Raw genomic sequence first — 26,234 nt, 5'->3', positions numbered from 1 at the left:
GAGCGCATGGATCTGCAGCTGCGGCACCTGCGTGCGCTGGTCGCGATCGTCGACACCGGCACGTTCACCGACGCGGCCACCGAGCTCGGCGTCTCGCAGGCCGCGGTGTCCCGGTCGGTGGCGGCGCTGGAGGAGGCGCTGGGCGTACGGGTGCTCCAGCGCACCACCCGGCACGTCACCCTGACCGGCGCCGGCACGCAGGTCCTGGCCGGCGCCCGCCGCATCCTCGACGAGGTCACCCACCTCAGCCGGCTCGCCGAACGGCAGCGCAGCGAACTTCGTTTCGGGTACGCGTGGGCCGCCCTCGGCAAACACACCCGCCGCCTCCAGCGCACCTGGGCGGCCCTGCACCCGGGCACGCCCCTGGTGTTCGTGCACACCAACACACCGAGCGCCGGCCTCAGCGACGGCACCGCCGACGTCGCAGTGGTCCGCCGCGCCCTCGAGGACCCGCGGTTCGAGTCGGCGCACATCGGCACCGAGGCCAGGTGCGCGGCGATCGCCACCGACAACCCCCTCGCCCGGCGCCGGACCGTGCACGTCAGCGACCTGACCCGCTACCCGGTCGCGATCGACTCCCGTACCGGGACGACCACCCTCGACCTGTGGGCCCCCGGCCCCGCGCCGGCGAACGTCCGCACCACCCACGGCGTCGACGAGTGGCTGCTGCTGATCGCGGCCGGCCAGGCGGTCGGCATCACCTCGGAGGCCACCGCCAACCAGAACCCACGGCCGGGCGTCGCCTACCGGATGCTGCGCCAGGCGCCCCGCATCGACGTCTGGCTGGCCTGGTGGCGAGACGACCCACCGGCTGGCCTGACCGACCTGATCCGCCTGAGCCGCGCCGCCTACACCCCGGCGGCCCGCCTTCCCGCCGGCGGCTCTCCATCGAGCTGAATGTCGTACCCCACCCGTAGGCTCAGGCCGCAAACGACTTCGAGGAGGCACGACGTGGGTTACGGGGCGATGGCGTACACGGTCGATCTGGACAGGCTGCGCGCCGAGATCGGCAGCGGCGACCGGGAGTCGGCCGAGCGGTATTCCGCCACGTTCACCGAGCACAACAAGTATCTCCAGGACATGATCGACGACGCGATCGGCGACGAGGGGTCGGTCACCGTGGCCGACGTGGCCCGGCACATGATCCTCGGCGAGCCGTGTGACGAGCGGATCGGTTTCGCGTATGGCTACTTCCTGAAGCACCTGTGCGAGACCCACGGCACCTTCGAGGACAACTACGGCTGGATGCCGGTGCCGGTCGATTTCCCGCAGCGCCTCGACGACTATCTGGCCGGGCAGGGCCTGCTGGCCGACGGCTTCACTGTCACCGACCTGGTGTTCGGTGGCTCCCCCGTCCCGCTGCCCCGGATCGACGACTTCCCCGGCATCGGCTACCGCGAGTTCGGCACCCTCACCGAGCCGGCCGAGAAACTGTCCTGGGCTGGCCGGATCGACATGCCGGAGGAGTTCTCGCAGGCGGTCTACGAGACGTTCCAGTGGCTGGCCCAAGCCGACAGCAACAAGCGCTCCGTCGTGGTGTTCTTCCACTGACCGGCACGCGCGGACCAGTCGGCCGTTGACCGGCGCGCGAGCCAGCCGGCGGTCACGCGCGGGCCAGCTGGCCGTTGACCGGCTGCGCGAACAGCTGGCCAGCTCGCGCGAGCCCGTTAGCCAGCCCGCGCGAGCCCGCTGACTGGCTCGCGCGAGCCAGCCCGGCCCGGGCAATCCGCACCTCGACCCGCACTCGACGCACCTCGCCGCCTGGACAGGGCTCCGGCCGCCCGCAAGCCTGTCCAGGAAGCTTCTTCAAGGCTTTCGCCGTATCCGGGGTCAATTCCTCTGCTGTGCGTTGCTTTCTCGCCGCGCTGTCGGGCTATGGCACCGGCCACGCAGGCGACTGAGACACCGGCCGAGGTAGGAATGTCGCATTCGCTGAGGATTCGTCTCCGGCCAGCCTTGTAGATCTTGCACAGTTCTACTCCCCGGCCGCGATCTTGCAAGGTTCTTCACGTCTGGGCGTGGTTTGTCGTGCAAGGTCTACTGCGCCGAGGAGACCTTGCAGCCTTCTTCCGGCCGGGGCATGGAAAGGCCTGCAAGATCGGCGCGAGCGTGGAAAGTCGTGCAAGATCCGCGAGCGACGAGCTGTTGCCGGCCGGGCCGTTGGTGGTCGGGCCGCTGCTGGCCGAGGCGTTTCTGGTCCAGGTATTGCCGACCGGGGGGTTGCGGCTGTGGAGGCCTCATCCGTCAGAGGACTGTCCCTCTCAAGGTGCGGTGGCTGCGCAGAAGACTCCCAGGCAGCGGGCCTGCTCGTCTCGGTCATCGGCGCCGTTCCCAGCTCGCCGCTTCGCATTCGCTCCGCCGCTTCCGCCGTGTTGCCGTCGGCACCCCGCCTGCAGCATCCTAGGAAGATAGGTTGAAGGCGCTGGGGCAGAATGCGTGCCGGGAGGCGCACCGTGATCGAAGAACGACTCGACACCGTCCCGTGGTCGACGTTGCACCACGCCTACGGCCCGGCGACCGATGTACCCGACCACCTGACCGCGTTGCGCTCCCCCGATCCCGCAACGCGCGGTGATGCCCTGGCCGCCCTCACCATCACCGTCTGTCACCAGGGCACGCGGTGGGAGGCGAGCCACTGGGTGATCCCATTCCTGGTCAGCTTGATCGACACCACCGGCACTCCGGACCGCGGCGACATCCTCCAGCTGCTCACCCGACTCACGATCGGCGACCGCCGCGACGACGAACTCCCCTTCGAGCCGGCCAAGGCCTTCGCCGCGACTGCGATCCTCGACCGGATCGACACCACCGCCCTGGTGAACCGGTTCCACCTCGAGGAGGACGAGTTCACCGACGAGGAGATCACCCTGCTGGACGCGGTCGCGGTCCGCTGGGCCGCCGACTGTTACCACCGCACCGCGGCCCACGGCCAGACGATCACCGGCTGGCTGACCGACCCCGACGACGAGGTGTCCGCCCGGGCCGCAGCCTTGACGGCGTGGCTGCCACCGAACCCGGCGACGACCGATGCCTGGCTGCGCATCCCGCACGATCACGAACAACCCCGCGCCTCCGCCAACCTGGCGCTGGCCCACTCCCCCGCCACGGATCCGGCCATCGACGCGGCCCTCCATCACATGACGGTCACCGGCAGTGATCTGGTCGCCATCACAGCCGCGGTAGCTTCCGCGTACCGCCGAGGTCTGGAAATCGACCCGCCTGCGGTGACCGTCCTGATCGACGCCGCCGACCGGGAAACCCTGCGCGACGTGACCGGCTGGAGCCGCGCCACGCGCGGCTTCGTGATGCGGGCCCTGCACCGCTTGGGTCTGTGAGCGGTACGACCAGCGGTCTCGCGTTGGCGTCGCGGATGCCCATCCGGCCGCCGGATCGCCGCCCCGTCTGGCCGCCGCCGGGCGAATGTGCCTGATTTCAAAATCCAGCTCCATTCAACCTTGACGATTAATATTGCCCTTTATGCAGATTAGGCCTCATATTCATGACGAGGGTCAGGGAGAGGTCACGATCCGTGTCGCGGCCTCTGACATCGGGGTCATGGCCCTCACCGGTGCACATGCGCCGGATCCGGCGCATCGCTCGGATCGGAGGTCGACCATGTCTTTCTCCACCACTCTGATGTCGCTTCTCGACGCGCCAGCCGCCTGCCTGGCCGTCGCAGCCGCCTGCCTGCTCGTCGGGCTGGCTGCCCTCCGGCGGGCGCTCGCCGCACTCGGTCCGCTGCTGCGGGCCGTGGCGGCGGCCGTCGTCGTCACCCTCACCACCCTGACGGCCCTGGCGATGGTCGCCGTGGCCGCCTTCACCTCGTGAGCCCGCCGCGGAGGACAGGAGCCAGCCCGTGTTCGAGCAAGCCCTCGCCGTGACCGCGGCCACCACGATCGCTCTGCTGGTCCTGACCGAGATCATCGCGGCGGTGCTGCCGATGGTGATCGTCCTGTTGTTCGTCCCACCGCACGAACGCGACGGCCTGGCCCGTCTCCTGGCCGCATGCGACAGTTCCCGGCGCCTGCGGCTGTGGCCGGCACTACGCGCGGCGGTCGAGGCCCGCCGACGCGCCACCGGAAACCTCAGGTAGCCGCCTCGGCGCCACACATCGGACGGCACCACCGGGCCGGCCGCGAGGCGGCCGGCCCGGACCCACCACCAGACAGCGACAAATTTGAATACGTGAGAGCATGCGCAGGTTCCTGCTTCCCACCGGAAGGAGTGTCCATGCGCCGACTCGCCGTCCGGGCGGGCGTTGCGCTCGCCCTCACCGCTGCCGCGATCGCCGTGCCCGCCGCCGCGACCGCGGCCGCCCCGTCGATCATCTGGTCCGCGTGCACCGAGACCGCGCTGCTGGGCTTCGACTGCGCCACCTACGAGGTGCCGCTCGACCACGACAAGCCTGGTGGCCCGACCACCACGATCGCCCTGTCCCGCCGCCCCGCCGACGACCCGGCCCGGAGGATCGGCACGATCTTCGTGAACCCCGGCGGCCCCGGTGGCGCCGGCCGGGGCATGGTCCGGTCCTCGGCCCGGATCGCGTCGCCCCAGGTCCTCGCCCGGTTCGACCTGGTCGGATTCGATCCGCGCGGGATCGGCGCGAGCGACCCGGTCCAGTGCTACCCCACCGACGACGAGGCCGTGGCCGTGCTCGACCGGATCACCGGCGTGCCGATCACCAGGGCTCAGATCCGCGAGACGCTGGCCGCGAACTGGGAGTACACCGAGGCCTGCAAGAAGAACATGGGCCCGCTGCTGGCCCACATGAGCACCCTGAACGTCGCCAAGGACCTGGACCTGCTGCGCAAGGGCGCCGGCGACGCCCGCCTGACCTACATCGGCTACTCGTACGGCACGCTGATCGGGGCCACCTACGCCAACCTGTACCCGGGCCGGGTCCGGGCGATCATCATCGACGGGAACGTCGACCCCGACCAGCGGACCAACCACCGGCTGGCCAACAAGTTCGGCCGGGCCGGCGGCTTCGAGATCGCGCTCGCCGGGTTCCTCGCCGAATGCGACAAGGCCGGGACGGCGTGCGCGTTCTCCGGTGACGCCCGGGGCAAGTTCGACAGGCTGCGGGACAGGCTGCGGCAGGGCCCGGCCGAGGTTCCGGGCGAGGGCACCGTCACGATCGACGACCTGACCGGGTACATCGGGCAGCAGCTCTACAACATGGGCAACTTCCCGGTCGCGGCGCAGACGCTGCAGAACGCCTACGACGGCATCTTCGGCGACGCCACCGCGCTGCGCGCCACCGGCGCCGGACTGCCGAAGGCGCCGCCCGCGCGCGGCTGGCTCGGTGACGCCTACTCCTTCAACGGCAACGACTCCTTCTACGCGGTGAACTGTGCGGATGCGCCGCTGCCCCGTGACCCCGCGTTGTATCCGGGATTCGCGGCCGTCTTCGAGAGGGCCTATCCGACCTTCGGGCGGGCCGAGGCCTTCAGCGAGGTCGGCTGCGCCAACTGGCCGGTGATCAAGGAGGCGTACGACGGCCCGTGGAACCGCCGGACCGCGCAGACGATCCTGGTCGTCAACCCGACCTACGATCCGGCGACCCGGTACGACTTCGCGGTGCGGATGACCCGACAGCTCGGTGACGCACGGTTGCTGACCCTGGACGGATTCGGCCACGCGAGCCGCTACAGCGCGTGTGTTACCAGCTGGTATACGCGCTATCTGATCAACGGGGAGGTGCCGCCGGCCGGAACCCGGTGCACCCAGGACATCCTTCCGTTCCCCGCTGTCTGATGTCTGACCGGCCGGTGCCCACCCGCGGGGTCGGCACCGGCCCAAAGGCATGTCACACTGCACCGGCTCCCTTGATCGAAAGGCCGGTCCGTGTCCCCGTTCGAAGTCCTGTTCGCTCAGCATGTCGCCACCGGCATGGCTCGCCAGCTGGCGCTCGCCGACCTGCTCGGCGACCGCGGCTGGCAACTCGACCTGAACGCCGGCCTGGTCACGTTCGGCAACGACTTGCGGTACCCGGTGCAGTTGCTGGGCACGGAGAGTCACGCGGACCGCACGTGGTTGTGGGCCTGGGCGAACAGCGCCAGCAATCTCGACCCGACCTTGCTCCAGCTCGCCGGCTGGCTGCGGGAGCACGGCCGCGCCGAGGGCATCCGCGAGTTTTACGAGCCGTCGCTGCGGCTCGATCACATCGACGGTCACCGTCTGTCGCTGGTCGCCTCGGGGCTGACCGGCCGCCCCTACTACCGGGGCACGTACAACGGTGGTGCGATCTTCTTCCATCTGGAGAACCTCCCGTCGAAGGTGCAGGGCGCGGTGCCGCCGGAGCGGGTGTTCACCGTCCTCGGCCAGGTGTTGCAGGCCTTCGCTGTCGATCACCGGACCGTGGTGGTCTCCTTCCTCCGCCAGCAGGGCTGGCGGGTCGACGACAGCAAGGGCGGCGTCCTGGGCCGGCACCCGGACGGCTCGCACATGCGCGTCACCTTCGACCAGATGGGCCGCATCAGCGACTTGACCGGCCAGGTCCAGCCGCACTGACGTCACCGCCCCAGCAGCGGCCGACACGCCGATCGAGGCACGGACGCGTGGCGGCTCGTCAGGCCTGTGGTCGGACCGGCTGGCGCAGCAGGGACGTATCCTCCCGGAACCACGGCGCGAGGGCCCGGTCGACCGCGATCTCCACGGCCCGCTGGACCGCGGCCGGGTCATCGCCGGCCCCTGACTGCTCGAGCACCACCTGGAGCGCACCGGTGACGGCCCCGACGAAGGCGCCGGTCAAGGCAGCCGCGCCGACCTCGTCGAGCTGATCGGGGTAGGCCTCGGCGAGGTGCCGAGCGATCTGCCGCTGGGCGTCGAGCTGCATCTGCAGTGCACGCCCCTGGACCGCCGGGATCGTCTGGATCAACCGCAGGCGCAGGGCCGCCAGCCGGCCCGCCAGGTCGTCGCTGTCGTCGCCCACCTGCCGTAACGCGTTGAGCAGGACCTCAGCCGGGCCGATCTCCCCGTGGTGCTTGATCCAATCGACGGCCACCCGGACCCGGTCGTCACTCTCCGGGAACAGCAGGTCCTCCTTCGTCGCGAAGTAGCTGAAGAACGTGCGGGTCCCGATGTCCGCCGCGGCGGCGATCTGCGCCACGGTGGTCTCGTTGTAGCCCTGCCGCTCGAACAGCTCAGCCGCCGCCTCGACGAGTGCCTGGCGGGTCTTGGCGCGTTTGCGATCCCGAAGTGTCACCGGCCCAGTATGGCATCCATGGCAAGTCCGCACCAGTTGCATTTCTGCACTGAGTGCGGATAACGTTCCGAGGCATGGAAGCCCTCATCTCCGGGGCCGGAATCGCCGGCCCGACACTTGCCTACTGGCTGGCCCGTCAGGGCTGGCGGGTCACCGTTGTGGAGCGCGCCGGGGCCCTGCGCTCCGGCGGCAACCCCGTCGACGTGCGCGGTCCGGCCCTGCCGGTCGCCGAACGGATGGGCATCCTGCCCCGTCTGAGGGAGTCGGCCACCCACGCCACCACCATGCGCGTCATCGGCCCGTCCGGCCGCACCGTGGCACGTCTGCCGATGTCGGCGTCCGGTGACGAGGTCGAGATCCCGCGCAGCGACCTCGCCGCGATCCTGGCCGATACCGTCCGCGACGACGCCGAGCTGCTGCTCGACGACACCATCACGACCTTGCGACAGGATCCCGGCGGCGTCGACGTGACCTTCGAGCGCGCGGCACCGCGCCGGTTCGACTTGGTCGTCGGCGCGGACGGCCTGCACTCCACGGTCCGGCGACTGGCGTTCGGCCCGGAGTCCACCTTCGTCCAGCCGGTCGGCCTCTATGTGGCGACGATGCCGTTCGGCGGCCCGGCTGAGACCCCGAGCGAGGTCCTGCTGTACAACACGCCTGGCCGTCTCGTGTCGATCCACCCGTCCCGCGGCGAGGCCGTGGTCGCCTTCATCTTCCGCGGCGAAGGCCTCGACCGACATGCTCCACACGAGGCCATCAACGGCACATACCGCGGGGAGGGCTGGCGGGTGCCCGAGCTCCTCGACCGGCTGAGGGCCATTCCCGATCCCTATTTCGACGAGGTCAGCCGGGTCACCATGCCGGCGTGGAGCACCGGCCGGGTCACCCTTCTCGGCGATGCCGCCTCGTGTGTCTCACTGCTCGGCGACGGCTCGACCATGGCGATGACAGCCGCCTACACCCTGGCCACCGCCCTGGCCGAGCATCCCGGCGACCCGGCGACGGCGGTCCACCGCTACGAGGTCGCCCACCGCCGCCTGGTGATCCCGAAACAGCGCGGCATCGGCCGGGCTGCCGGCATGCTGGTGCCCGCCACCCAACTCGGTCTCGCCACCCGAAATCTCGGTGCCCGCCTCATGGCCCACCGACCACCACGCGCATCCACAGCTGCCTGATCGGCGCCCGCCGCATGGCACGCCGATCACCACCCGCATCCACACCCACAACTACCTGATCGGCGCCCACCACCACCGGCATCCACTCCCACAGCTGCGTAAACGGTGCGATCCTCTTGGCCCACCGATCACCACGCTCACGGATGTGTGAGCGGAGGCCTGCATTGCTAATTGGGCCCCGCTAACGCACGGGCTCGCCGCGTTGATCATGGCTACTTGGTCTCTGCCCGCACCGCTCGCCGCCCGATTGATCGAGAGCCTGTCGGCACACCACGGGGGCGGGTGGGCATGCGCACCAAACTTCGAGAAGGGAACTGGACGAGATGGAGCCCGGCCTTGTAACTTGCAGCAGACCGCGACACCACCCGAGGAGGTGAGACCCATGAACGTTGTAGCGATGTGGGTGCTCCCCCTTGCCGTCACGGTCGGGCGACCAAGCTAGGTGTCGCCGGGAGCGCCCCACCACCTGGGCACTCCTGAAAGGCAACACCACATGGATTTCGACGTGATCATCGCCGGCTGCGGACCGGTCGGTGCCATGCTGGCCGCCGAGTTGCGGCTGCACGACGTGCGGGTACTCGTCCTGGACAAGGACACCGAGCCGGCCTCGTTCGCCCGGATCGTCGGGCTGCACATCCGCAGTCTCGAACTTCTCGCCATGCGCGGGCTGCTGGACCGTGTCCGTGAGCACGGGCGTCAGCGGCCGGCCGGGGCCTACTTCGCCGCGATCGACAAACCGGCACCCCCCGGCGTGGACTCGGCGCACGCCTATCTGCTGGGCATCCCGCAGCCGGTCCTCGTTCACATTCTCGAGGAGCATGCGATCGCGCTGGGCGCGCAGGTCCGGCGTGGTCTGGCAGTGGCCGGGTTCGAGCAGGACGACAACGGTGTGACAGTCGAACTCGCCGGTGCGCAGACCGGTGGGGAACGGCTCCGGGCCCGCTATCTCGTCGGGTGCGACGGCGCCCGGAGCACAATGCGCAAGATGCTCGGTGTCGGCTTTCCCGGTGAGCCCGCACGGAACTGGACGCTGATGGGTGAGATGGAGGTGGGAGTACCGCCGGAAGAGGTTGCCGCGACGGTTCGGGCAGGCGTCCAGCGCGACAGGCGTTTCCTTGTCGGACCAGCGGGAGTCGGCGTCTATCGAGTCATCGTTCCCGCAACCGACAACGGAGCTGAGGCCGGAGCCGACGCCAAGACCGGGACCGGGAACGGGACCGGGACCGGGGCTGGGGCTCGGGCCACAACCGGGACCGAGGCCGCGACCGGAGCTCGGGCTGCGACCGGAACCGGCGGCCGGGCAGAGCCGACGATTGAAGAGTTCCGGGAACGGCTTAGGGCGGTGGTGGGCACCGATTTCGGGGTGCATTCGCCGCGGTGGCTGTCCCGGTTCGGTGATGCGACCCGGCTGGCCGACAGTTACCGGGTCGGGCGGGTGCTGCTGGCCGGCGACGCAGCGCACATCCATCCGCCGATCGGTGGTCAGGGGCTCAATCTGGGGTTGCAGGACGCGTTCAACCTCGGCTGGAAACTGGCCGGGCAGATCGCGGGCTGGGCGCCGGAGACGCTTCTGGACACCTACCAGGCCGAGCGTCACCCGGTCGCCGCCGACGTTCTGGACAACACCCGCGCTCAGACGGCTCTGCTGGCTCCGGAACCGGGCGCGCGGGCGGCCCGGCGGCTGCTCACCGAGCTGATGGACATCGACGAGGTGAACCTGCGCCTGCTGGAGAAGATCACTGCGATCGGGATCCGGTACGACTTCGGCGCCGGCCCCGATCCGGTCGGACGGCGCCTGCCGGACATCGAGGTCACCGGCGGTCGGCTCTACGATCTGCTGCACCGTGGGCGTGGCATGCTGCTGGACCGCACCGGGAAACTGGCCGTCGACGGCTGGGCGGACCGGGTCGACCGCCTGGACGATCCCCTGGCAGCGCTCGATGTTCCGGCGGTGCTGGTGCGGCCGGACGGCCACGTCGCCTGGATCGGCGACGATCAGCGGGACCTGGAGATCCAGCTGGCCCGCTGGTTCGGGGAGGCGGCCGGGTGATCTAGTTTGGGCTGATGAGCACCCGCGACGTTCCCGCGCAGATCGGTGACCTGCCACCCATCGGCCGGCCCGCCAACAGCGCCCTGCTGGCGGCGGGCATCACCACTCTCGCCCAGGTGGCCGCGCACGGCCGCCGCGACCTGCTGGCGATGCACGGGGTCGGCCCGAAGGCGATCAGGATCCTGGAGGCGGCTCTGACCGAGCGGGGCCAGACGTTCACGGACTGACCGGAACCCGCGCCGACGGGCCGGCCGGGGCCGGGACGCCCATCTCGTCGAACATGACCTGGGCGTCCCGGCGCAGCAGCACGGCGCGGGCCGGGTCGACGCGGTCCAGGCATTCGGCGAGGCCCCAGGTCGCCCGGGCGATCGCATACGGCTGGCGCCAGCCGCGGACACGACGCAGGGTCTGTTCGTAGACGGCCCGGGCGGTGGCCACGTCACCGGAACGCAGCAGGGTGGCCGCGTAGTTCAGGAACACGTCGGCGCCGAAACGGTTCTCGCTGACGCGTTCGGCGACCTCGACCGCCCGGCGGTGTTCGGTCAGGGCCTCGGCGAACCGGCCCAGCTCGCCCAGGACCAGGCCCAGCTCGGTACGGGTCTCCACCTCCAGCGACGCCAGCTGCTCGCGGACCGACAGACGGAGGGCGATCTCCAGGTAGCGTTGCGCCGCGGCCGGGCTCATCAAGCCGAGGGCGCGCTTGCTGCGCTGGATGTGCACGATCCGGCCGGCCAGCCGGTGCAGGTCCCGGTTGCCGGCGAGCAGATGCACCCGGTCCAGGTGCAGCGCCTCCCGGTGCCGGCCGACGGTCTGATAGGCGTACGACAGCATGTTGACCGCCGCCGGCGGCGTGTACGGCAACCCGGCGAGCACGCCGAGCCGGATGCTCTCGACAGCCGTGTCGACGGCTTCACCGAACCGGCCGAGCACGATGTTGATGGCCACCAGGTTGCCGGTGGCCTGCGACAACGCGGTGAGATCCCCCTGCCGGCGGCGGATCTCGATGCTCTCCCTGAGCAGGCGCAGAGCGTGCTCGTACGCGCCGAGCCGGTAGTGGAACGACGCGAGGCAGTTGGCTGTCTGGGCGATCCCCTCGTCAGAGCCGGTCTGCCGGGCCACGTCGACGGCCCGCTCGTACAGTCCGGTGAGATCGCGTAGATAGCCCCGGTAGAACAGCAGGTACCAGGCCGCGCGCGGGATCCGCCAGGCGTACTCGGGACGGCCCGCCTGGACGGCCGCTTCGACGAAGGATCCGAGGTCACGGCGGAGACGTTCGAGCCGGGCGGCCGGGTCGGCGACGGCGGCCACCAGGTCGGGCCGCAGCACCGGCAGGTCCCGCTGGTCGTGGGCGAGGATCGGGTGGTAGAGCCGGGTCGCGGCGGCCGCGAACGCGTGCGTCTCCAGGTTGAGCACCCCGACGACGGCCCGGTCGCGTTCCGGGCCGGGCACGGCGAGGGCCGCCGCATACTCCCGGAGCAGGTCGTGCAGCCGGTAGACGCCGAGTTCCGGCTCCTCGACGAGCCGGGCGTCGACGAGCTCGTCGAGCAGGTCCTCGGCGCCGGGCAGTGGCAGACCGGTGAGCGCCGCCGCGGCCGGGGCGTCCAGGGTGCGGCCCGGGTACACCCCGAGCAGCCGGAACAGACGCCGCGCGGGCTCACCGACATGCCCGTAGGACAGGGCGAACGCGTCGATCACGGTCCGGTTCTCGACGACCAGTTCGGGCAGGGTGGCGGCGGTCAGCCGGCGCAGCAGGTCGGCGACGCGCCAGCGGGGGCGGTGGGCGAGCCGGGCCCCGGCCAGCCGGACCGCCAGTGGCAGCCCACCGCAGCGGCGGACGACTTCGGCGGCCGCGTCCGGCTCGGCCCGGACCCGGTCACCGGCGATGCGTTCCAGCAGGGTGACGGCTTCGCCGGAGTCGAGCAGCGGCAGCGACTCGGGGCGCACCCCGTCCAGTCCGGACAGCCGCCGCCGGGCGGTGACCAGGGCGAGGCTCCCGGCCGAGGCGGGCAGCAGGTCGGCGACCTGCGCGCTGGACGCGGCGTTGTCGAGGACGACCAGGATCTGCCGGCGGGCCACCTCGTTGCGCCACAGCGCGATCCGGCCGGGCAGGTCGGCCGGGATGGTGTCGGCGGGCAGGCCCAGTTGCCGCAGCAGCACGAGCAGCGCGGCCGGCGGCTCGACCGGGTCCTGTTCGCTCTGCCCGTGCAGGTCGACGAAGAGATGTGCGTCCGGGAAGCGGTCGCCGGCCAGCGCGGCCAGGTGCAGCGCGAGAGTGGTCTTCCCGCTGCCGGCCATGCCGTCGACCACCACGACGGCGGGTTCGCCCGGATCCGCGCCGGTGATCTGGGCGAGCAGCCGCCGTACCAGATCGGTGCGCCCGGTGAAGTCGCGGACCGTACGCGGAAGGCATCTGATCGAACCGGAAGCGCCGGAGGGCGCGCCGGACAGGATCGCCCGGTGCACCGCCTGGAGGTCGGGTCCGGGTTCGATGCCGAGTTCGTCGCGGATGGTGTCGCGGGCGCGCCGGTATTCGGCGAGCGCGTCGGCCTGCCGGCCGGCCCGGTGCAGCGCGGTGATCAGCTGGCCGCGCAGCCGTTCCCGTAGCGGGAACCGCTCGACCAGCGGCACCAGGTCGGCGAGCAGCTCGCGGGCGTTGCCGTCGGTGAGTTCCAGGTCGGCCCAGTCCTCGAGGGCCAGGGTGTACTGCTCGTCGAGGGTGGCGGCGGCCTGCCGCACGGCCGTCGCGTCGATCTCGGCGCAGGCTGCGCCGCGCCACAGGTCAAGACCGCGGCGGTACGCATCCCGCGCGGCCCCGGCATCACCGGAGGCCCGGGCCCGGTCGACGAGCCGGGCGAAGACCAGAGCGTCCAGGTCGTCCGGTCCGACCTGGATGCCGTAGCCGGCCGGATCGGTGCGGATGGCGTCGGCGGGCAGCGCCCGCCGCAGCCGGGACACGCAGGTGTGCATCTGGCCGCGCGCGGTGACCGGCGGGTTGTCGCCCCAGACGGCCTCGATCATCTCACTGAGCGGGACGGTCCGGTTGGGCCGCAGCAGGAGCATGGCCAGCACGACCCGGTCACGCCCAGCGGTGACCGCGACGTGCCCGTCCGCGCCGAGGACGGACAACGGCCCGAGAATCCGGTAACGCACAGTGATCAGCTCGTCCCCGTTTGACAGTACCGGGGGAGCTTAACGGAGAAACCTATGGATGAGACCGGCCCGCACACCGTCCTACCAGGTGGAACACCGGCCGGATTTCCCGGGCGGAGTTGTCACATTCGGGTTGGCGGCGGTGCTTACCTGATGTGAAGCAACTGTTGAAGGAGCGGGAGGACGCAGTGCCGGCCTCCGTGCGATCCGACCTGGAGCACATCTTCCGGGCGGCCTACCCGAGAGTGGTCGGGGTGGCCGCGCGGGTGCTCGGGTCACGCGACGAGGCCGAGGACGTCGCGCAGGAGACCTTCCTGTCCTTCGGGCGGACCAACGTTCCCGCTGGTGAGGCCGTCGGCTGGCTGTGTGCGGCGGCGGCGCACACCGCGCTCAACCATCTGCGGTCCGGCCGGCGGCGGGTTTCCCGGGAGGAGGCGGCGTCCGATCGGGTCGAGGTCTCCCCGGACGTCGCGGAGGCCGTCGTGACGAAAGACGAACATCAGAGAGTACGGGCTGCGCTGTCCCGCCTCCCCCGGAAGCAGGCCGTGGCCCTGGTCCTACGGCACAGCGGCCTGAGTTACGCCGAGGTGGCGGCCGCTCTCGATCTGTCCCCGGCCAGCGTGGGCACGACCGTGCGGCGCGCCGAATCCGCTCTTCGTGAGGAGTTGAACCGTCATGCGTCATCCCGGTGACGGCCTGCTGCGCCGGCTGCTGGACGAGCCGGACGGGGTGGCCGACAGTGATCGTTCGCACGTCGACGGGTGCGCGACGTGTTCGTCGCGTCTGCTGGCGGTGTCGGCGGACGCGGCCGAGGTGGAGAGCGCGCTGCGTCTCGACGTGGACGTCGACGTCGACGCGGCCTGGGCCTCTCTGGTGGCCGCCGCCGGACACGAGTCCCCCCGGCCGGTCCGGCAGCGCCGCAGGCTGAAGCGGACCCCGGTGATCGCCGTTGTCGGGGTGCTGGCGCTGCTCGGCGGGGCGTCGGCGGCCGCGGCCGGCAACTGGTTCCAGATCTTCCGCACTGAGCAGGTCACCCCGATCACCGTCCCGCAGGCGGATCTGGTGCAGCTGCCCGAGCTGGACGAGTTCGGAACCATGCGGGTGGAGAGCCGCCCGCGGATCCGGGACGTCGAGGACGCGCGGACCGCCCGGGAGACGACCGGGCTGGCCAGCCCACGGATCACGAACCTGCCGGCCGGGGTGACCGGGCAGCCGCGGTTCCTGGTCGGCGACAAGGTGCTCGGGGTGTTCACGTTCGACCGGGCGAAAGCGGAGAAGGCGCTGGGCCGGCCGCTGCCGCAGCCGCCGGCCGGGCTGGAGGCCACCGAGTTCCGGCTGACCGCGGGACCCGGCCTGGCCGCGATGTGGCCGAGCAACAGCGGCGCGCCGGCGCTGATGATCGGCCGGGTGGTGGCGCCGAAGGGGTTCTCCAACGGAGTCCCGTTCGACACCGCCCGCGACTACCTGCTGTCCCTGCCGGGCCTGCCGGCGTCGCTGTCGGGACAGTTGAAGGCGTTCACCAAGGAGGGCGGGACCCTGCCGCTGATCGTGAACGCGAACAGCGAGACGAGCTTCACCACGAAGGTCGGCAAAGCTCCGGCCACCGTGCTGTCGACCGAGGGTGGCGCGCTGTCGGCGGTGTTCTGGGTCGAGGGCGGGTTCATCAACGCGGTCGGCGGGTCGCTGAGCACCGACGAGGTGCTGCGGGTGGCACGGGAGGTCCGGTGGGCGCAGTGACCGGCTCCCCCGCCGTGTGGGCGTCCGGCCTGCGGAAACGGTACAGGCGCCGGACCGCGGTGGACGGGGTGTCGTTCACCGTCGGCCGGGGTGAGGTGCTCGGGCTGCTCGGCCCGAACGGCGCCGGCAAGACCAGTGTGATCAAGATGATGCTGGGGCTGGTCCGGCCGGACGCCGGCGAGGTGATGCTGCTCGGGCGGCCGCACACCGACCCGCGGTCCCGGGAACGCGTCGGGTACCTGCCTGAGCTGTTCCGCTACCAGCCCTGGCTCACGGCCGCGGAGGTGCTGCGGTTGCACGTACGGCTGGCGGGGGTGAAGGTCGGTGACCGTGAGCAGCGGCAGACGCTGGGCCTCGTCGGCCTCGCCGACCGGGCAGGTGATCGAGTGGGGGGTTTCTCGAAGGGCATGCAGCAGCGCCTCGGCCTCGCGGTGGCCCTGGTCGCGGGCCCTGACCTGGTGGTTCTCGACGAGCCGACGAGCGCGCTCGATCCGCTCGGCCGGGCCGACGTGCGGGATCTGCTGCTGTCGCTGAAGGAGCGCGGTGTCGCCGTCCTGCTGAACTCGCACCTGATCGGCGAGGTGGAACGGGTCTGCGACCGGGTGGTGATCCTCGATCACGGCCGGGTCGCCGTCTCCGGGACGCTCGCCGAACTGCTCGGCCGCCGGACGCTGCGGCTGTCGCTGACCGACGTGTCCGCCGAGGCGTCGGCCGCGCTGGAGCCGTTCACCAAAGACGGCGACGCCTACACCGTCGCGATGCCCGACGATGTCCCGGCGCTCGTCGCCGACCTGGTCAAACGCGGTGTCCGGGTGCATTCGGTGGAACCGGCCCGGATGAGCCTGGAAGAACGTCTGCTCGAAGTGCTGCGGGAGAATTCGTGAGAATCGTGCTGACCATCGCCGCGCTCACCCTCCAGGAGGCGGCCCGCCGGAAGGTGCTGCGCTCGCTCGGTGCGCTGACCGCGGTGCTGCTGGCGCTGAGCGCGTGGGGGTTCTCCGAGATCTCCGCCGACTACGGTGGCCTGACCAGCGGCGAGGCCAAGGTCTCCGGGTCGATCGTGCTGAATCTGGTGATGTTCGGCTTCAGCCTGATCGCCGCGCTCGGCACCGCGTTCCTGGCCGGCCCGACGCTGTCCGGCGAGGTCGAGTCGGGGGTGGCGCTGGCGATGATGACCCGGCCGATCCGGCGCGCGCAGGTGCTGACCGGCAAATGGCTGGGACTCGTGGCGTTCGGGGCCGGGTTCGTGACGGTCGCCGGCGTCGCGCAGTTCGTGATCGTGCATGCGACGGTCGACTACTGGCCGCCGCATCCGGTGACGGGGCTGGCGCTGCTCGCCGGGCAGACGGCCGCGCTGCTGACCCTGGGCCTGCTGTTCTCCACCACGATCTCGCCGATGGCCTCCGGCATCGTCGCGGTCGGCCTGTTCGGGGCGACGTGGATCGCCGGGATCGTCGGCTCGGTCGGCAGCGCCCTCGGCAACCCGGGCGTCGAACTGGTCGGCACGGTGTCGCGGATGCTGCTGCCGACCGACGGCCTGTGGCGCGGCGCGATGAACTCCTTCCAGGACCCGGCCCTGATCGCGCAGACCGGCTCCGGGGTCGAGGAGTCGCCGTTCCTGAGCATGCACCCGCTCACCGGCGCCTACCTGGCGTGGGTGGCGATCTGGACCGGCCTGGTGCTGTCACTGGCCGCCCTGTCGTTCCAGCGCCGCGACCTGTGACCGAAGCCGATCACGATACGACCGGGCCCGGACCAGCACGACGACCGCCGCGGCGATCATCAGCAGTCCGGGCCCGCCCGCGAGCGGCCCGGCGATCATGGCGGTGGCCAGGGTGGTCGCGGTGGTGAAGGCGACCGCGAGCCATCCGGCGATCACCCGGTCGGCGGCGAACAGCGGACGCCTCCAGGCCGTCCAGGCCGCAAGCACGGCCCAGGCGAGTCCGGCAAAGATCAACCCCCCGAAGGCCCAGGCGGTACGGGTGGGCAGGCGCCCGGGTTCGGTCGCCCACAGTGTCGCGATCAGGGCGGCGCCGGTGAACCCGGCGATCCCGGCGGCCAGCAGCCCCCGCGACACCGTCTTCACGAGCTGCTCGGGGCGGTAGCCAGGTCCCTCGTTCACGTCGCATACCCCTTCTTGATCATTTGTTCGCGGATCAGGCGGCGGGCCCGGTTGAGGCGGGACTTCACGGTGCCGGGCGGCACGCCGAGGATCTGGGCGCAGTCGCCGAGGGCCAGATCGTGCAGGTAGAACAGGATCAGCACCTCCCGTTCCCGTTCCGGGAGCCCGGCCAGACCTTCGCTGACCTGGGCACGGTCGAGGACCGCGACGGCCTCGTCAGCGGTGACGGGCTCCGGGGCGGGCTCGTTGTCGTACCCCTGCCGCAGGTTGGCCTGGACGCAGCGGCGGGCGATGGTGAGCAGCCACGGGGCGAAACGGTCGGGCTGTCGCAGCCGCGGCAGCGCCCGCAGCGCACGGGCCCACGCCTCCTGGCTGACGTCGTCGGCCCGCGCCCGGTCGCCGAGCATCGCCCGCACGTAACGCCACACCGGCAGGTGCCAGTGCCCGACCAGTTCACCGAGGGCCTGCCGGTCCCCGAGTTGCGCCCGCACCACGAGCAGCGCGTCCCGTTCCGCATCAGTCACACCGTTACAGTGCCCGGCGCGGCGATTTGGGTTCACGTTTGTCATGGGGCAAGATCTTCGGGTGCTGCCCGAGGAAGAGTTCGACACGTCCGTCCTGCCCGAGCGTCTGCGCCGCATCCTGGCGGTGATCCGGGACGCCGCGGTCAAATACGGTTACGCCCCGTCGTCCCGCGAGATCGCCGACGCGCTGGGCATGTCGTCGTCCTCGGTGAGCCGCCACCTGCGCACCCTGGAGGAGCACGGTTTCCTGCGCCGCGGCCGCACGGTGTCCCGCCCGGTCGACATCCGGATGTTCCTGGAACCCGCCGAGCCCACCCGCACGCCGGACGACACGGTGGGTGTCCCGCTGGTCGGCACGATCGCCGCCGGCACGCCGATCCTGGCCGCCGAACACGCCGAGGAACTGCTGAACCTGCCCCGCGACCTGGTCGGCCGGGGCACCCTGTTCAGCCTCCGGGTCCAGGGCGACTCGATGATCGACGCGGCCATCTGCGACGGCGACATCGTGGTGGTCCGCCAGCAGTCCGAGGCCTGGAACGGCGACATCGTGGCGGCGATGATCGACGAGGAGGCCACCGTGAAGGTCTTCCAGCGCCGGTCCGGTCACGTGTTCCTGGAGCCCCGGAACCCGGCCTACGACCCGATCCCCGGCGACGAGGCGATGATCCTGGGCAAGGTCGTCTCCGTGCTGCGCCGGGTCTGACCTGTTCTCCTTCACCTGAGCGGCGGCCTGCCGACAGTGCCGGGCGAGTTTTCGCCTACCGAGAGGCCGGCCGCTTCGTGAAGCGCTACTTCGTCTCCGCTGCCTGCGTCCTGACCCTGAGCCTGATCGGTGCCGCCGACCGCTATCACTGGGGCGCCGAGACGCCCCCGGCCGCGTCGGGTTCAGCCGGGCAGGCCTCAGCCGGGCCGGAGATGTCGATCAAGGAAGCCGGCGAGACCTACACGAAGCTCAGCGCCGCGTCGAACGCCGCCCGCGAGAAGTGGATGCGCGCCCCCGCACCGACCAGGGCGAACCTGGCCCGCCACAAGAAGCTGGCGGCAAGCGCGGCCAAGGCCACCACCGCGTTCGCCCAGGGCCTGCGCAAGAACCAGTGGCCGGCCGACGTCCAGGCGATCATCGGCGCCCTGGACGAACACCTCCAGGAACGGGCCGCGGCATACCGGCGGGTGGCCGCGGCCGACAACGTCACCGACTATCTCGCAGCCGCGCGGAAGGTTCCGGTGACAAGCTCGCTGACCGTCCAGGTGCGGACCGCCCTCGGCCTGCCGGAGTCCCCAATCGTGAAGGGCGTGACCGCTCACTCGGTGGGGTCCTGACCGCCGCCCCACCGCCACCGCCTACGTGTCGATCTTGTGGACTTCGCCAGGTGTGCCTGAACTCCACAAGATCGCGGGCGGGAGGGTGGGGGTGGCGAGCTGTCAGCGGGCGGCGGGCGGCGTCCTCAGTTCGGTGGCCAGGGCCTTGGCCATGGCCATGGCCCGGTCGATCAGGGGGAACGTCAGGGAGACACCGCCGACGGCGAAGGCCAGCCGCACGACGCTGACGGCGCCGAACTTGGCCTCGGCCAGGGACAGCAGCTCGCGCGGGACGATCATCAGGAGCTCGTCGCCGGGGCCGCCCCAGAACGTCTGCGACAGGAACAGCACCCGCTGGCCGGTGACGGCCACGACCTGCTTGCCGGTGGTCTTCAGGACCAGGTCGGTGGCCGTGTCGGCGACCCCGGGGACGATGCCACGGCTGATCGCGGTGCCGAGCCGGCTGGCGTCGAGCGCACCGACGACCGCACGGGCGCCGACCCGGAACTCCTCCCCGGGCAGCAGGTGACCGGCCACCGCCGCGGCCGTACGTGACTGGAACATCTTCGTCATGCTTGTCCCCCGTACCGGATGATGATGATCGTGGATCTTAGCCGAGCACGGCGAGCAGGTGCTTCGTGTCGTGGACGGCCCCGAACCGGGGCAGGATCACGGTGACGGCGTGGTCGTGTTCGGTGGCTGTGACGCCGCTCATCGCGTCGGCGGCGAAGATCACCTCGAAGCCGTGGTCGGCGGCGGCCCGGGCGGTCGACTCGACGCCCATCGTGGTGGCCAGCCCGGCCATGATGACCGTGTCGACACCGCGTTCGCGCAGTTCGGCGTCGAGGCCGGTGCCGTAGAAAGCGCCGATCGTGCGCTTGACCACGACGACGTCACCGGCTTGCGGCTGCAACTCGGGCACGAAACCGCTGCCGGGTGGCTGCTCGGTGACGTTCGGGCGCTCCACCCGGACCAGGACGACCGTGCCGCCGGCGGTGCGCAGGGCCGCGGCCAGTTCGGCGGTGCGGGCCACCACGTCGGCGCCGCGGTGCGGGCCCATGTCCTGGTCGACGAGGCGGGGCATCAGGTCCACGGCGATGAGAGCCGTACGGGCGGCGACGAAAGTCATGGACGGCAGCCTATGGTTTAGCGCCGCGCGCCGTGGGGGTACTGCGTCGCCGCTCTACATCCCCCACCGCTAGGAGCGGACATGTCCATCCAGGGACTCTTCTACATCATCGCGATCATTCTGCTGGTCGTGGCGGCGCTGCCGATCAACACCGGCCGGATCAGCCTGGGCCTGCTGGCGGCCGCGTTCGCCCTGCTGGGTTACTCCTGGGACACCATCACCGGCACGGTGGCCTGAGCCTAGGCGGCGAGGACACAGAACACGTTGCCCTCCGGGTCGGCCAGGACCGACCAGGCGACGTCGCCCTGGCCGACGTCGGCGCCGGTCGCTCCGAGGGTGTGCAGGCGGGCCACCTCGGCCTTCTGATCAGCGCGGGGGTACGGCAGCAGGTCCAGGTGGAAGGCGGACCGCGTACCCGAGGATCGAAGGAATTCCAGGTAGGGGCCGGCGCCCTCGGGCGAGCGCAGCCGCGCGAAGTCATCTGTCGACTCGTGGACGTCCCAGCCCAGGGTCTGCGCCCAGAACCGGGCCAGGGCCGGCGGGCCGGCGCAGCCGACGACGATCGCGGCGATCGGGCCGGTGTCGCGGTAGACGTCGCGCGGCTCCAGCACGCAGAACACGTTGCCCTCCGGGTCGGCCAGCACCGTCCACGGCACGTCACCCTGGCCCACGTCGGCCGGGGTGGCGCCGTGTTCGAGCAGCTCAGCGACCAGTTGCGCCTGATGCGCGGCCGAGGTGGTGGCGAGGTCGAGGTGCAGGCGTCCCCGGGCCGCGCCGGGGTCGGGCACTCCGATGAAGTCGAGGCACAGCGCCTCGGGATCGGGCCAGCTGAACCCGGCCGGCCCGACGGCGGTGGCGCCGGGCCGGTCGCTGAAGACGGTCCAGCCGACCGCGCGGTCCCAGAACCGGCCGAGCGACGCGGTGTCGCGGGCCTTGCCGTTCACCATCGCGAGCCGCAACACCATGCCCCGATCCTAGGGTCGCGGTGTACGCCGTTCGTGAGCATGTCCGACAGGTCGGCTCCGCTGAGCGCGTGAAGGTGTGATGATCGACGACGATGACGGCGACCCTGGCTCACCTGCTGGTTCCGTCGCGGGCGGTGGTGCTGGCCTGCGGCGGATTCCTGGATCAGTGGCGGGCACTGGGCGAACCGCTGTCCGCCAGGTCGTTGCGGGCGGCGCAGGCGGGTGGCGCACACCTGCGGGCGTGGCTGGCCGAGGCGGTGGCCGTACCCGCCGGGCCCGGGAAACTGACGGTGACCGCACAGACCAGGCCGGGCACGTTCGAGGCGGCCGAGACCATCGCGTCGATCGACGTGGACCTGGATCTGCCCTGGCCGGCGGTATCGGCCGGCCGGGCGCCGGTGGCGTTGGGCGATCTTCCGGTGGATCCGTGCGGGATGGTCATCGGTGACGCGGTGGCGCTCGACTCGTGGGTGGGTTTCCTGCCCGCCGCGCGCAGTGTCGACGGGCTGGCCGATCTGCGGATCAGCGGCCGGGGCGAGGAGGAGGCCTGGTCGCGGTACGGCGCCCGGCCGCTGCCCGCGGTCCGGGACCGGCGTCTGCACGGGTGGCTGGATCTGCCGGTCACGGTGGCGTTCGAGCGGGCCGCCGAGATCAACGAGTGGGCGGTCACCCGGGGGCACGCCGCGCACCTGGCGTTCGTGGAGCCGCACAGCCATCACCATCTGGCGATGCGGGCGGGCCGGCTGGATCCGCTCGGCGCCGGGGTGATCGAGGTGGCCGGCTGTGGGGTGATCTGGGCCGGCTGGCCGGCGAGTGAGCTGCGCCGGTTCACGCCGGGGCGGTCGTTCGGGCAGACGTACCCGGTGACGCTGGAGAACGTCGAGGGCCGCGCCACGCTGCGGTGGACCATCCCACCGGCCGCTGCGCCTATCGTGTGATCCCGTGAGCAGGGTGACGGTGGTGGGCGCCGGGGTCGTCGGGTTGAGCGTGGCCCATGAGCTGGCCGGGGCCGGGCACGAGGTGCGGATCGTGGCGGCCCGCGAGGCGGTGGACAGTGTGTCGGGGGTGGCGGCGGCCATCTGGTTCCCGCACGACGTGGATCATTCGGCGGCGGTGCTGGATTCGGCGGCGGTCACCTACCGGCGGCTGGCCGGGCTGGCTGCGGATCCGCGGACCGGTGTGCACCTGCGGCGCGGGACGGTGCTGTCGCGGCGGGCCGGGGCGGACACGTCGTGGACGCGGGCGGTGCCGCACACCGAGCCGGTAGGGCCGGACGGGCTGCCGGCCGGGGCGTCCGGGATCCGGTGCACGGTGCCGCTGGTGGAGACGAACACCTACCTGCGCTGGCTGCGGGACACGGTCACCCGGCTCGGGGTGGGCGTCCGGACGGCCGAGTTCGCGTCGATCGGTGACGTGCTGCGCGCGGACGACGCGGACGTGCTGGTGGTGGCGGCCGGGCTGCGGTCGGCGGCGCTGCTCGGCGACGACGACGTGAGTTTCCCGATCCGGGGTCAGGTGGTGCGGCTGGCCAATCCGGGGCTGACCGACTGGATCACCGACGACGACAACCCGGGCGGGCTCACCTATGTGGTGCCGCGCCGCGACGACGTGGTCTGCGGCGGCACCGGCGACGTCGGATCGTGGGACGAGCGGCCCGATCCGGAGGTGGAGGCGGCGATCCTGCGGCGGGTCACCGAGCTGGTCCCGGCGCTGGCCGGGCAGCCGGTGCGGTCCCGGGCGGCCGGGCTGCGGCCGGGCCGGTCCGGTGTGCGGCTGGAGGCGGTCACCGGCCACGATCGGCCGGTGTTCGCGTGCTACGGCCACGGCGGCGCCGGTTTCACCCTGTCCTGGGGAGACGCGGCCCGGGTCGCCGCCATGGTGCCGTAGACGCCGGTCAGTACGAGGTCGACGGGTCGAAACCCACGATGCCGAGCGCGCTGGTCAGCGCGATCGCGATCAGCATGGTCACCCCGATCAGGAGGGCGAACCCGATCAGCGTGATCGCCAGGGTCCGTCCGAGGATCAGGAAGCTGGAGACCACCGATTGCCACAGGCTCGGGTACGTGATCGGGGCGACCCGGAACCGATCGGCCGGGGACAGAACTCCCCAGCGTTCGTCGGACCGACCCTCGACCTGCCGATTCGTCGTCGTCATGTTTGTCGCCTCCTTTGGCCACAACACCCCTTGGGATGCCGTGACCATCGGCGGGTTGAGGGTTCTGCTAATGGGACCTTCGGCCTGTTTCCGGGGTCCTATTTCCGGGTGATCGGTACGCAGTTGCCGGTCTTGTAGGTGTCGTCGGCGTCCGCCACCAGCCCGTGCCCGGCGAGGGCGATGCGGGCGCAGACCTTCGGGTTGTCGGCGATGGCCCGGGTGTAGCGCTTGTCGCCGGTGTCCAGGACCGACGGGTTGCGGTCCTCGACGTACCACTGTCCTTGGTCGGCCTTCGGGGCGTGTGAGCCCATGTCGTGGTCGGCCGGGTAGGTGCCGTCGCCGCCGTAGACGTGCAGGTGGTAGCCGCCGCTGACGTCCGGGGTGGAGCCGGCCCAGTCGACGTCGTAGTCGATGGTGAGCTTGCCGTCCTCGACCACCGCCGAGGTCAGGCAGACCCAGCGGGTGTTGGCTTTGATCTGGTCGGTGCACTGTTCGTCGGCGGGTGGCGCGGACGAGGTGACGACGCTGGGCGTGGGGCTGCTGCCGGTGCCCTGGCCGGTGAGCTGGCCGCCGGGCTTCTCGCCGAAGCCGTACTGGGCGTAGGCGATTCCGGCGGCGGTCAGGACGGCGGCGAGGGCGGCGCCGGCCACCGCGAACGCCCGGCGGCGATTGCCGCGGCTGCGGCTCGGCGGTGCGTTGTCAACCCCACGCGGCGGTACGGCCGGGGGCCGCGCCGTGGGCCGGGTGGAGGCACGGCCGGCCACCGGGGCGGGCGGAACGACGGGATTGGGTGGCAGGTAGCTGGTGGCGGCCGTGTTGACCGGAGGCGCCGGCGGCGAGACGGGCGCGGGCGGCACACTGACCGGCCGGGAGGCGACCGGCGGCGCCGACGCGGACGCCACCGGGGTGACAGGCGCCGGGCGCGGCGGCGTGACCGGGGTGACCGGCGCCGGGCGCGGCGGGGTGACCGGGGCGGAACGCTGCGGCGGTGTGACGGGCGCGGGCCGGGGCGGTGGCGGGGCGACCGGGGTGGAACGCTGCGGTGGGGCGGCGGCGCGACCGGCGGCCGGGCCACGGCTCTGCGCGGGTGTGCCGCTGGCCAGCCAGGACGCTCCGAGGGCGACGGCGTGTTTCGGGTGCGCGTCGACGGCCACCGGGCGGTTGAACTCGGTGGCCACCAGCTGCGCGACGATCGGCATCCGGGACGAGCCGCCGACCAGCAGGATCGAGTGCAGCTGCTCGGGGGTGCAGTCGGCCGACCGCAGCGCCCGTTTCAGGGCTTCGACCGACCCGTAGAGCGCGGGCCGGACCATGGCCTCGAATTCGGCGCGGGTCAGCCGTACCTCGGTGGCGAAGTTGGGCAGCAGCACCGGAATGGTGGTGTCGGTGTCGGCGGAGAGGGCTTCCTTGGCGTTGACGCACTCCTCGCGCAGCCGGGCGACGGCGGCGATCGCGGTCGAGTCGTCCTCGTCGAGTTCGGCGAGTTTGCCGCCGAGGGCGGCCTGGACGTGGCTGAACACGGCGGCGTCGAAGTCGATGCCGCCGAGCCGTTCGATGCCTTCCGGCCGGCCCAGGATGTCGAAGCCGAGGCCGGTCTTGCGCAGCACCGCGGCGTCGAACGTGCCGCCGCCCAGGTCGTAGACGGCGACGATCGCGCCCGGGTCGATGCGCTGCTGCTGGGCGTAGCTGACCGCGGCCGCCTCGGGTTCGGTGGTGTAGAGGATCGGCCCGTCCAGGTCGGCCATCCGCACCGCCTGGCGCATCAGGTCGGTCTTGTAGGGACCCCAGTTCGCCGGATACGAGATGCAGGTCGACGACGGTTTGCCGCCTTCGCGGGCGGTGACCTGGTCGGCGACGGCGCGCAGCAGGCGGGCGGCGAGCGCCTCGGCCGACTGCGGCACGCCGCCGAGCAGGATCGGGGTGGTGTCGCCCATCCGCCGTTTGAACTCACGGGCGACCCGGTGCGGTTCGGTGAGGCCACGCCGGCTGGCCGCCTCGCCGGTCAGGAACGTCTCGTCCTCGCGCAGCAGGACCACCGACGGGATGGCGGCGCTGCGGCTGCCGAGCGGAACGATCTCGGCGTGCCCGTCGCGCCAGGTGGCGGCGGCGGTGTAGGTGGTGCCGAGGTCTATGCCTAGTGCGTACATCGCCGCTTGCTCCAAATCGTCAGGTTGGGGGGTGCTGCGGGGGTTTCCCCGAGGCTCGGGACCGCCTGTTGCTCATAAGGTGGAGGCATGGAACCCCTCCGCGACGTGTTCGCCGGGCTCGCCGGAACCGGCGGTGACCCGGGCGACTTCCTGCGGGATCTGCCGGCCGACCTGGTCGCCGAGGCGGTGGTCAGCTTCGCCGACACCGCGCCACTGGAGGTCGCCGAGCATCTCGCGCCGTTCGTCGGCGCGCGGTTCGCCGGCGAGGACGCCGACGATGCGGGCGAGACGTGGCTGGATCTGCTGGCCTCCGCACCGGTCGGCACCGAGGCCTCCGGCCCCGACGATCAAGACCTCGGCTTCGGTACGGGCTCCGAAGACGCCGTGGACGACCTGAGGTTGTTCGACGTCCACGATGACGGGATCGAGCTCGGCCTCGACGACCTGCCGGCGCCCGCCGCCGAGCACGGGCTCGACGGTCTCGGCGAGGACACCGCCGCCGAGCAGTGGCCGGAGTTCGGTGACGACGACACCGACGACGGTGACGCGGACGCCGATCTGCTGGGCTGAGCCT

At 71.5% G+C, this 26,234-nt stretch carries 30 protein-coding genes; 20 read left to right on the top strand and 10 right to left on the bottom strand.

What is annotated here, in order from left to right; all coding sequences use genetic code 11:
* Positions 1 to 6: 6 nt before the first annotated feature.
* Together AB0E94_RS02965 and AB0E94_RS02960 are read left to right on the top strand one after the other, a co-directional pair.
* Complete coding sequence (locus tag AB0E94_RS02965) at positions 7 to 897, top strand: LysR family transcriptional regulator (RefSeq protein WP_360321590.1); 891 nt, start codon at positions 7 to 9, stop codon at positions 895 to 897.
* A gap of 54 nt (positions 898 to 951) precedes the next feature.
* A complete protein-coding gene (locus AB0E94_RS02960) occupies positions 952 to 1,551 on the top strand; it encodes a hypothetical protein (RefSeq protein ID WP_360321587.1) in 600 nt (199 codons plus the stop codon).
* A gap of 52 nt (positions 1,552 to 1,603) precedes the next feature.
* Here the strand turns inward: AB0E94_RS02960 and AB0E94_RS02955 are convergent, their stop codons facing one another.
* Positions 1,604 to 1,744, bottom strand: a complete 141-nt coding sequence (locus tag AB0E94_RS02955; RefSeq protein ID WP_360321584.1) for a hypothetical protein — start codon at positions 1,742 to 1,744, stop codon at positions 1,604 to 1,606.
* 709 nt (positions 1,745 to 2,453) lie between these two features.
* Here AB0E94_RS02955 and AB0E94_RS02950 point away from each other — a divergent pair.
* The 5 genes from AB0E94_RS02950 to AB0E94_RS02930 all read left to right on the top strand — a co-directional run bounded on the left by AB0E94_RS02950 (position 2,454) and on the right by AB0E94_RS02930 (position 6,513).
* On the top strand, positions 2,454 to 3,335 hold the full coding sequence (locus tag AB0E94_RS02950) for a hypothetical protein (protein ID WP_360321581.1): 882 nt from the start codon (positions 2,454 to 2,456) through the stop codon (positions 3,333 to 3,335).
* Positions 3,336 to 3,615: 280 nt separating this feature from the next.
* Positions 3,616 to 3,828 (top strand): hypothetical protein, encoded by a 213-nt coding sequence (locus AB0E94_RS02945; RefSeq protein WP_360321578.1) that lies wholly within the window; start codon positions 3,616 to 3,618, stop codon positions 3,826 to 3,828.
* A gap of 28 nt (positions 3,829 to 3,856) precedes the next feature.
* On the top strand, positions 3,857 to 4,093 hold the full coding sequence (locus tag AB0E94_RS02940; RefSeq protein WP_360321575.1) for a hypothetical protein: 237 nt from the start codon (positions 3,857 to 3,859) through the stop codon (positions 4,091 to 4,093).
* 137 nt (positions 4,094 to 4,230) lie between these two features.
* Positions 4,231 to 5,757: an alpha/beta hydrolase gene (locus AB0E94_RS02935; RefSeq protein WP_360321572.1), complete on the top strand. Its 1,527-nt coding sequence runs from the start codon at positions 4,231 to 4,233 to the stop codon at positions 5,755 to 5,757.
* Between the two features lie 90 nt (positions 5,758 to 5,847).
* The gene (locus tag AB0E94_RS02930) at positions 5,848 to 6,513 is read left to right on the top strand and encodes a DUF6882 domain-containing protein (protein WP_360321569.1); all 666 of its coding nucleotides are present in this window, start codon (positions 5,848 to 5,850) and stop codon (positions 6,511 to 6,513) included.
* Positions 6,514 to 6,571: 58 nt separating this feature from the next.
* On the opposite strand, the gene AB0E94_RS02925 is transcribed toward AB0E94_RS02930, so the two are convergent.
* On the bottom strand, positions 6,572 to 7,207 hold the full coding sequence (locus tag AB0E94_RS02925) for a helix-turn-helix domain-containing protein (protein WP_360321566.1): 636 nt from the start codon (positions 7,205 to 7,207) through the stop codon (positions 6,572 to 6,574).
* 74 nt (positions 7,208 to 7,281) lie between these two features.
* On the opposite strand from AB0E94_RS02925, the gene AB0E94_RS02920 reads away from it, so the two are divergent.
* The 3 genes from AB0E94_RS02920 (at position 7,282) to AB0E94_RS02910 (ending at position 10,659) form a co-directional block, all read left to right on the top strand.
* Positions 7,282 to 8,382 (top strand): FAD-dependent monooxygenase, encoded by a 1,101-nt coding sequence (locus AB0E94_RS02920; protein WP_360321563.1) that lies wholly within the window; start codon positions 7,282 to 7,284, stop codon positions 8,380 to 8,382.
* A 493-nt stretch (positions 8,383 to 8,875) separates the two neighbouring features.
* Positions 8,876 to 10,432: an FAD-dependent monooxygenase gene (locus tag AB0E94_RS02915; RefSeq protein ID WP_360321560.1), complete on the top strand. Its 1,557-nt coding sequence runs from the start codon at positions 8,876 to 8,878 to the stop codon at positions 10,430 to 10,432.
* A 14-nt stretch (positions 10,433 to 10,446) separates the two neighbouring features.
* Positions 10,447 to 10,659, top strand: a complete 213-nt coding sequence (locus AB0E94_RS02910; protein WP_360321557.1) for a DNA-binding protein — start codon at positions 10,447 to 10,449, stop codon at positions 10,657 to 10,659.
* Here the strand turns inward: AB0E94_RS02910 and AB0E94_RS02905 are convergent.
* Positions 10,649 to 13,582 carry a BTAD domain-containing putative transcriptional regulator gene (locus tag AB0E94_RS02905; protein ID WP_360321554.1) on the bottom strand — a complete coding sequence of 978 codons (2,934 nt, stop codon included), beginning with the start codon at positions 13,580 to 13,582 and terminating at the stop codon, positions 10,649 to 10,651. The genes AB0E94_RS02910 and AB0E94_RS02905 overlap by 11 nt on opposite strands.
* Before the next feature lie 155 nt (positions 13,583 to 13,737).
* On the opposite strand from AB0E94_RS02905, the gene AB0E94_RS02900 reads away from it, so the two are divergent.
* The 4 genes from AB0E94_RS02900 to AB0E94_RS02885 are packed head-to-tail and all read left to right on the top strand — an operon-like array spanning position 13,738 to position 17,042.
* Complete coding sequence (locus tag AB0E94_RS02900) at positions 13,738 to 14,274, top strand: sigma-70 family RNA polymerase sigma factor (RefSeq protein WP_360321551.1); 537 nt, start codon at positions 13,738 to 13,740, stop codon at positions 14,272 to 14,274.
* Positions 14,258 to 15,319 carry a hypothetical protein gene (locus tag AB0E94_RS02895; protein ID WP_360321548.1) on the top strand — a complete coding sequence of 354 codons (1,062 nt, stop codon included), beginning with the start codon at positions 14,258 to 14,260 and terminating at the stop codon, positions 15,317 to 15,319. The genes AB0E94_RS02900 and AB0E94_RS02895 overlap by 17 nt, the downstream gene beginning before the upstream one ends.
* Positions 15,307 to 16,203: an ABC transporter ATP-binding protein gene (locus AB0E94_RS02890; RefSeq protein WP_360321545.1), complete on the top strand. Its 897-nt coding sequence runs from the start codon at positions 15,307 to 15,309 to the stop codon at positions 16,201 to 16,203. Before AB0E94_RS02895 ends, AB0E94_RS02890 begins: the two co-directional genes overlap by 13 nt.
* On the top strand, positions 16,200 to 17,042 hold the full coding sequence (locus tag AB0E94_RS02885) for an ABC transporter permease (protein WP_360321542.1): 843 nt from the start codon (positions 16,200 to 16,202) through the stop codon (positions 17,040 to 17,042). Before AB0E94_RS02890 ends, AB0E94_RS02885 begins: the two co-directional genes overlap by 4 nt.
* On the opposite strand, the gene AB0E94_RS02880 is transcribed toward AB0E94_RS02885, so the two are convergent.
* Both AB0E94_RS02880 and AB0E94_RS02875 read right to left on the bottom strand, forming a co-directional pair.
* Entirely contained in the window at positions 17,004 to 17,441 is a 438-nt protein-coding gene (locus tag AB0E94_RS02880; RefSeq protein WP_360321539.1) for a hypothetical protein, read from the bottom strand. The genes AB0E94_RS02885 and AB0E94_RS02880 overlap by 39 nt on opposite strands.
* Positions 17,438 to 17,965 carry an RNA polymerase sigma factor gene (locus AB0E94_RS02875; protein ID WP_360321536.1) on the bottom strand — a complete coding sequence of 176 codons (528 nt, stop codon included), beginning with the start codon at positions 17,963 to 17,965 and terminating at the stop codon, positions 17,438 to 17,440. Before AB0E94_RS02875 ends, AB0E94_RS02880 begins: the two co-directional genes overlap by 4 nt.
* Before the next feature lie 61 nt (positions 17,966 to 18,026).
* On the opposite strand from AB0E94_RS02875, the gene lexA reads away from it, so the two are divergent.
* Together lexA and AB0E94_RS02865 are read left to right on the top strand one after the other, a co-directional pair.
* Entirely contained in the window at positions 18,027 to 18,668 is a 642-nt protein-coding gene (lexA, locus tag AB0E94_RS02870) for a transcriptional repressor LexA (RefSeq protein ID WP_360321533.1), read from the top strand.
* A 77-nt stretch (positions 18,669 to 18,745) separates the two neighbouring features.
* A complete protein-coding gene (locus AB0E94_RS02865) occupies positions 18,746 to 19,285 on the top strand; it encodes a hypothetical protein (RefSeq protein ID WP_360321530.1) in 540 nt (179 codons plus the stop codon).
* A 102-nt stretch (positions 19,286 to 19,387) separates the two neighbouring features.
* Here AB0E94_RS02865 and AB0E94_RS02860 read toward each other — a convergent pair whose 3' ends face one another.
* Together AB0E94_RS02860 and AB0E94_RS02855 are read right to left on the bottom strand one after the other, a co-directional pair.
* On the bottom strand, positions 19,388 to 19,828 hold the full coding sequence (locus AB0E94_RS02860; RefSeq protein WP_360321527.1) for a hypothetical protein: 441 nt from the start codon (positions 19,826 to 19,828) through the stop codon (positions 19,388 to 19,390).
* A gap of 46 nt (positions 19,829 to 19,874) precedes the next feature.
* Positions 19,875 to 20,393, bottom strand: coding sequence for an isochorismatase family protein (locus tag AB0E94_RS02855; protein ID WP_360321524.1), 519 nt, complete (start codon positions 20,391 to 20,393; stop codon positions 19,875 to 19,877).
* Between the two features lie 81 nt (positions 20,394 to 20,474).
* Here AB0E94_RS02855 and AB0E94_RS02850 point away from each other — a divergent pair, with 81 nt between their 5' ends.
* Entirely contained in the window at positions 20,475 to 20,630 is a 156-nt protein-coding gene (locus tag AB0E94_RS02850) for a hypothetical protein (RefSeq protein ID WP_360321521.1), read from the top strand.
* A gap of 2 nt (positions 20,631 to 20,632) precedes the next feature.
* On the opposite strand, the gene AB0E94_RS02845 is transcribed toward AB0E94_RS02850, so the two are convergent.
* On the bottom strand, positions 20,633 to 21,358 hold the full coding sequence (locus tag AB0E94_RS02845) for a VOC family protein (RefSeq protein ID WP_360321518.1): 726 nt from the start codon (positions 21,356 to 21,358) through the stop codon (positions 20,633 to 20,635).
* A 92-nt stretch (positions 21,359 to 21,450) separates the two neighbouring features.
* Between AB0E94_RS02845 and AB0E94_RS02840 the strand changes: the two genes are divergently transcribed.
* Together AB0E94_RS02840 and AB0E94_RS02835 are read left to right on the top strand one after the other, a co-directional pair.
* Positions 21,451 to 22,296 carry a hypothetical protein gene (locus tag AB0E94_RS02840; RefSeq protein WP_360321515.1) on the top strand — a complete coding sequence of 282 codons (846 nt, stop codon included), beginning with the start codon at positions 21,451 to 21,453 and terminating at the stop codon, positions 22,294 to 22,296.
* A gap of 4 nt (positions 22,297 to 22,300) precedes the next feature.
* Positions 22,301 to 23,245: an FAD-dependent oxidoreductase gene (locus AB0E94_RS02835; protein ID WP_360321512.1), complete on the top strand. Its 945-nt coding sequence runs from the start codon at positions 22,301 to 22,303 to the stop codon at positions 23,243 to 23,245.
* 7 nt (positions 23,246 to 23,252) lie between these two features.
* Here AB0E94_RS02835 and AB0E94_RS02830 read toward each other — a convergent pair whose 3' ends face one another.
* Together AB0E94_RS02830 and AB0E94_RS02825 are read right to left on the bottom strand one after the other, a co-directional pair.
* Positions 23,253 to 23,513, bottom strand: a complete 261-nt coding sequence (locus tag AB0E94_RS02830) for a hypothetical protein (RefSeq protein ID WP_360321509.1) — start codon at positions 23,511 to 23,513, stop codon at positions 23,253 to 23,255.
* A gap of 98 nt (positions 23,514 to 23,611) precedes the next feature.
* The gene (locus AB0E94_RS02825) at positions 23,612 to 25,660 is read right to left on the bottom strand and encodes an Hsp70 family protein (RefSeq protein ID WP_360321506.1); all 2,049 of its coding nucleotides are present in this window, start codon (positions 25,658 to 25,660) and stop codon (positions 23,612 to 23,614) included.
* Between the two features lie 87 nt (positions 25,661 to 25,747).
* On the opposite strand from AB0E94_RS02825, the gene AB0E94_RS02820 reads away from it, so the two are divergent.
* Positions 25,748 to 26,230, top strand: coding sequence for a hypothetical protein (locus AB0E94_RS02820; RefSeq protein ID WP_360321503.1), 483 nt, complete (start codon positions 25,748 to 25,750; stop codon positions 26,228 to 26,230).
* Positions 26,231 to 26,234: the final 4 nt, after the last annotated feature.

Source organism: Actinoplanes sp. NPDC026670 (assembly GCF_040638175.1).
Taxonomy (GTDB): domain Bacteria; phylum Actinomycetota; class Actinomycetes; order Mycobacteriales; family Micromonosporaceae; genus Actinoplanes.
This window is presented reverse-complemented; position numbering and strand designations above follow the sequence as displayed.

What these genes read in the sequence shown, in the direction of transcription:
- AB0E94_RS02840 (WP_360321515.1), top strand. Translation starts at nt 21,451, where the DNA reads ATGACGGCGACCCTGGCTCACCTGCTGGTTCCGTCGCGGGCGGTGGTG.
- AB0E94_RS02895 (WP_360321548.1), top strand. Translation starts at nt 14,258, where the DNA reads ATGCGTCATCCCGGTGACGGCCTGCTGCGCCGGCTGCTGGACGAGCCG.
- AB0E94_RS02860 (WP_360321527.1), bottom strand. Translation starts at nt 19,828, where the DNA reads ATGTTCCAGTCACGTACGGCCGCGGCGGTGGCCGGTCACCTGCTGCCC.
- AB0E94_RS02965 (WP_360321590.1), top strand. Translation starts at nt 7, where the DNA reads ATGGATCTGCAGCTGCGGCACCTGCGTGCGCTGGTCGCGATCGTCGAC.
- AB0E94_RS02935 (WP_360321572.1), top strand. Translation starts at nt 4,231, where the DNA reads ATGCGCCGACTCGCCGTCCGGGCGGGCGTTGCGCTCGCCCTCACCGCT.
- AB0E94_RS02850 (WP_360321521.1), top strand. Translation starts at nt 20,475, where the DNA reads ATGTCCATCCAGGGACTCTTCTACATCATCGCGATCATTCTGCTGGTC.
- AB0E94_RS02830 (WP_360321509.1), bottom strand. Translation starts at nt 23,513, where the DNA reads ATGACGACGACGAATCGGCAGGTCGAGGGTCGGTCCGACGAACGCTGG.
- AB0E94_RS02910 (WP_360321557.1), top strand. Translation starts at nt 10,447, where the DNA reads ATGAGCACCCGCGACGTTCCCGCGCAGATCGGTGACCTGCCACCCATC.
- AB0E94_RS02855 (WP_360321524.1), bottom strand. Translation starts at nt 20,393, where the DNA reads ATGACTTTCGTCGCCGCCCGTACGGCTCTCATCGCCGTGGACCTGATG.
- AB0E94_RS02915 (WP_360321560.1), top strand. Translation starts at nt 8,876, where the DNA reads ATGGATTTCGACGTGATCATCGCCGGCTGCGGACCGGTCGGTGCCATG.
- AB0E94_RS02825 (WP_360321506.1), bottom strand. Translation starts at nt 25,660, where the DNA reads ATGTACGCACTAGGCATAGACCTCGGCACCACCTACACCGCCGCCGCC.
- AB0E94_RS02820 (WP_360321503.1), top strand. Translation starts at nt 25,748, where the DNA reads ATGGAACCCCTCCGCGACGTGTTCGCCGGGCTCGCCGGAACCGGCGGT.
- AB0E94_RS02945 (WP_360321578.1), top strand. Translation starts at nt 3,616, where the DNA reads ATGTCTTTCTCCACCACTCTGATGTCGCTTCTCGACGCGCCAGCCGCC.
- AB0E94_RS02920 (WP_360321563.1), top strand. Translation starts at nt 7,282, where the DNA reads ATGGAAGCCCTCATCTCCGGGGCCGGAATCGCCGGCCCGACACTTGCC.
- AB0E94_RS02845 (WP_360321518.1), bottom strand. Translation starts at nt 21,358, where the DNA reads ATGGTGTTGCGGCTCGCGATGGTGAACGGCAAGGCCCGCGACACCGCG.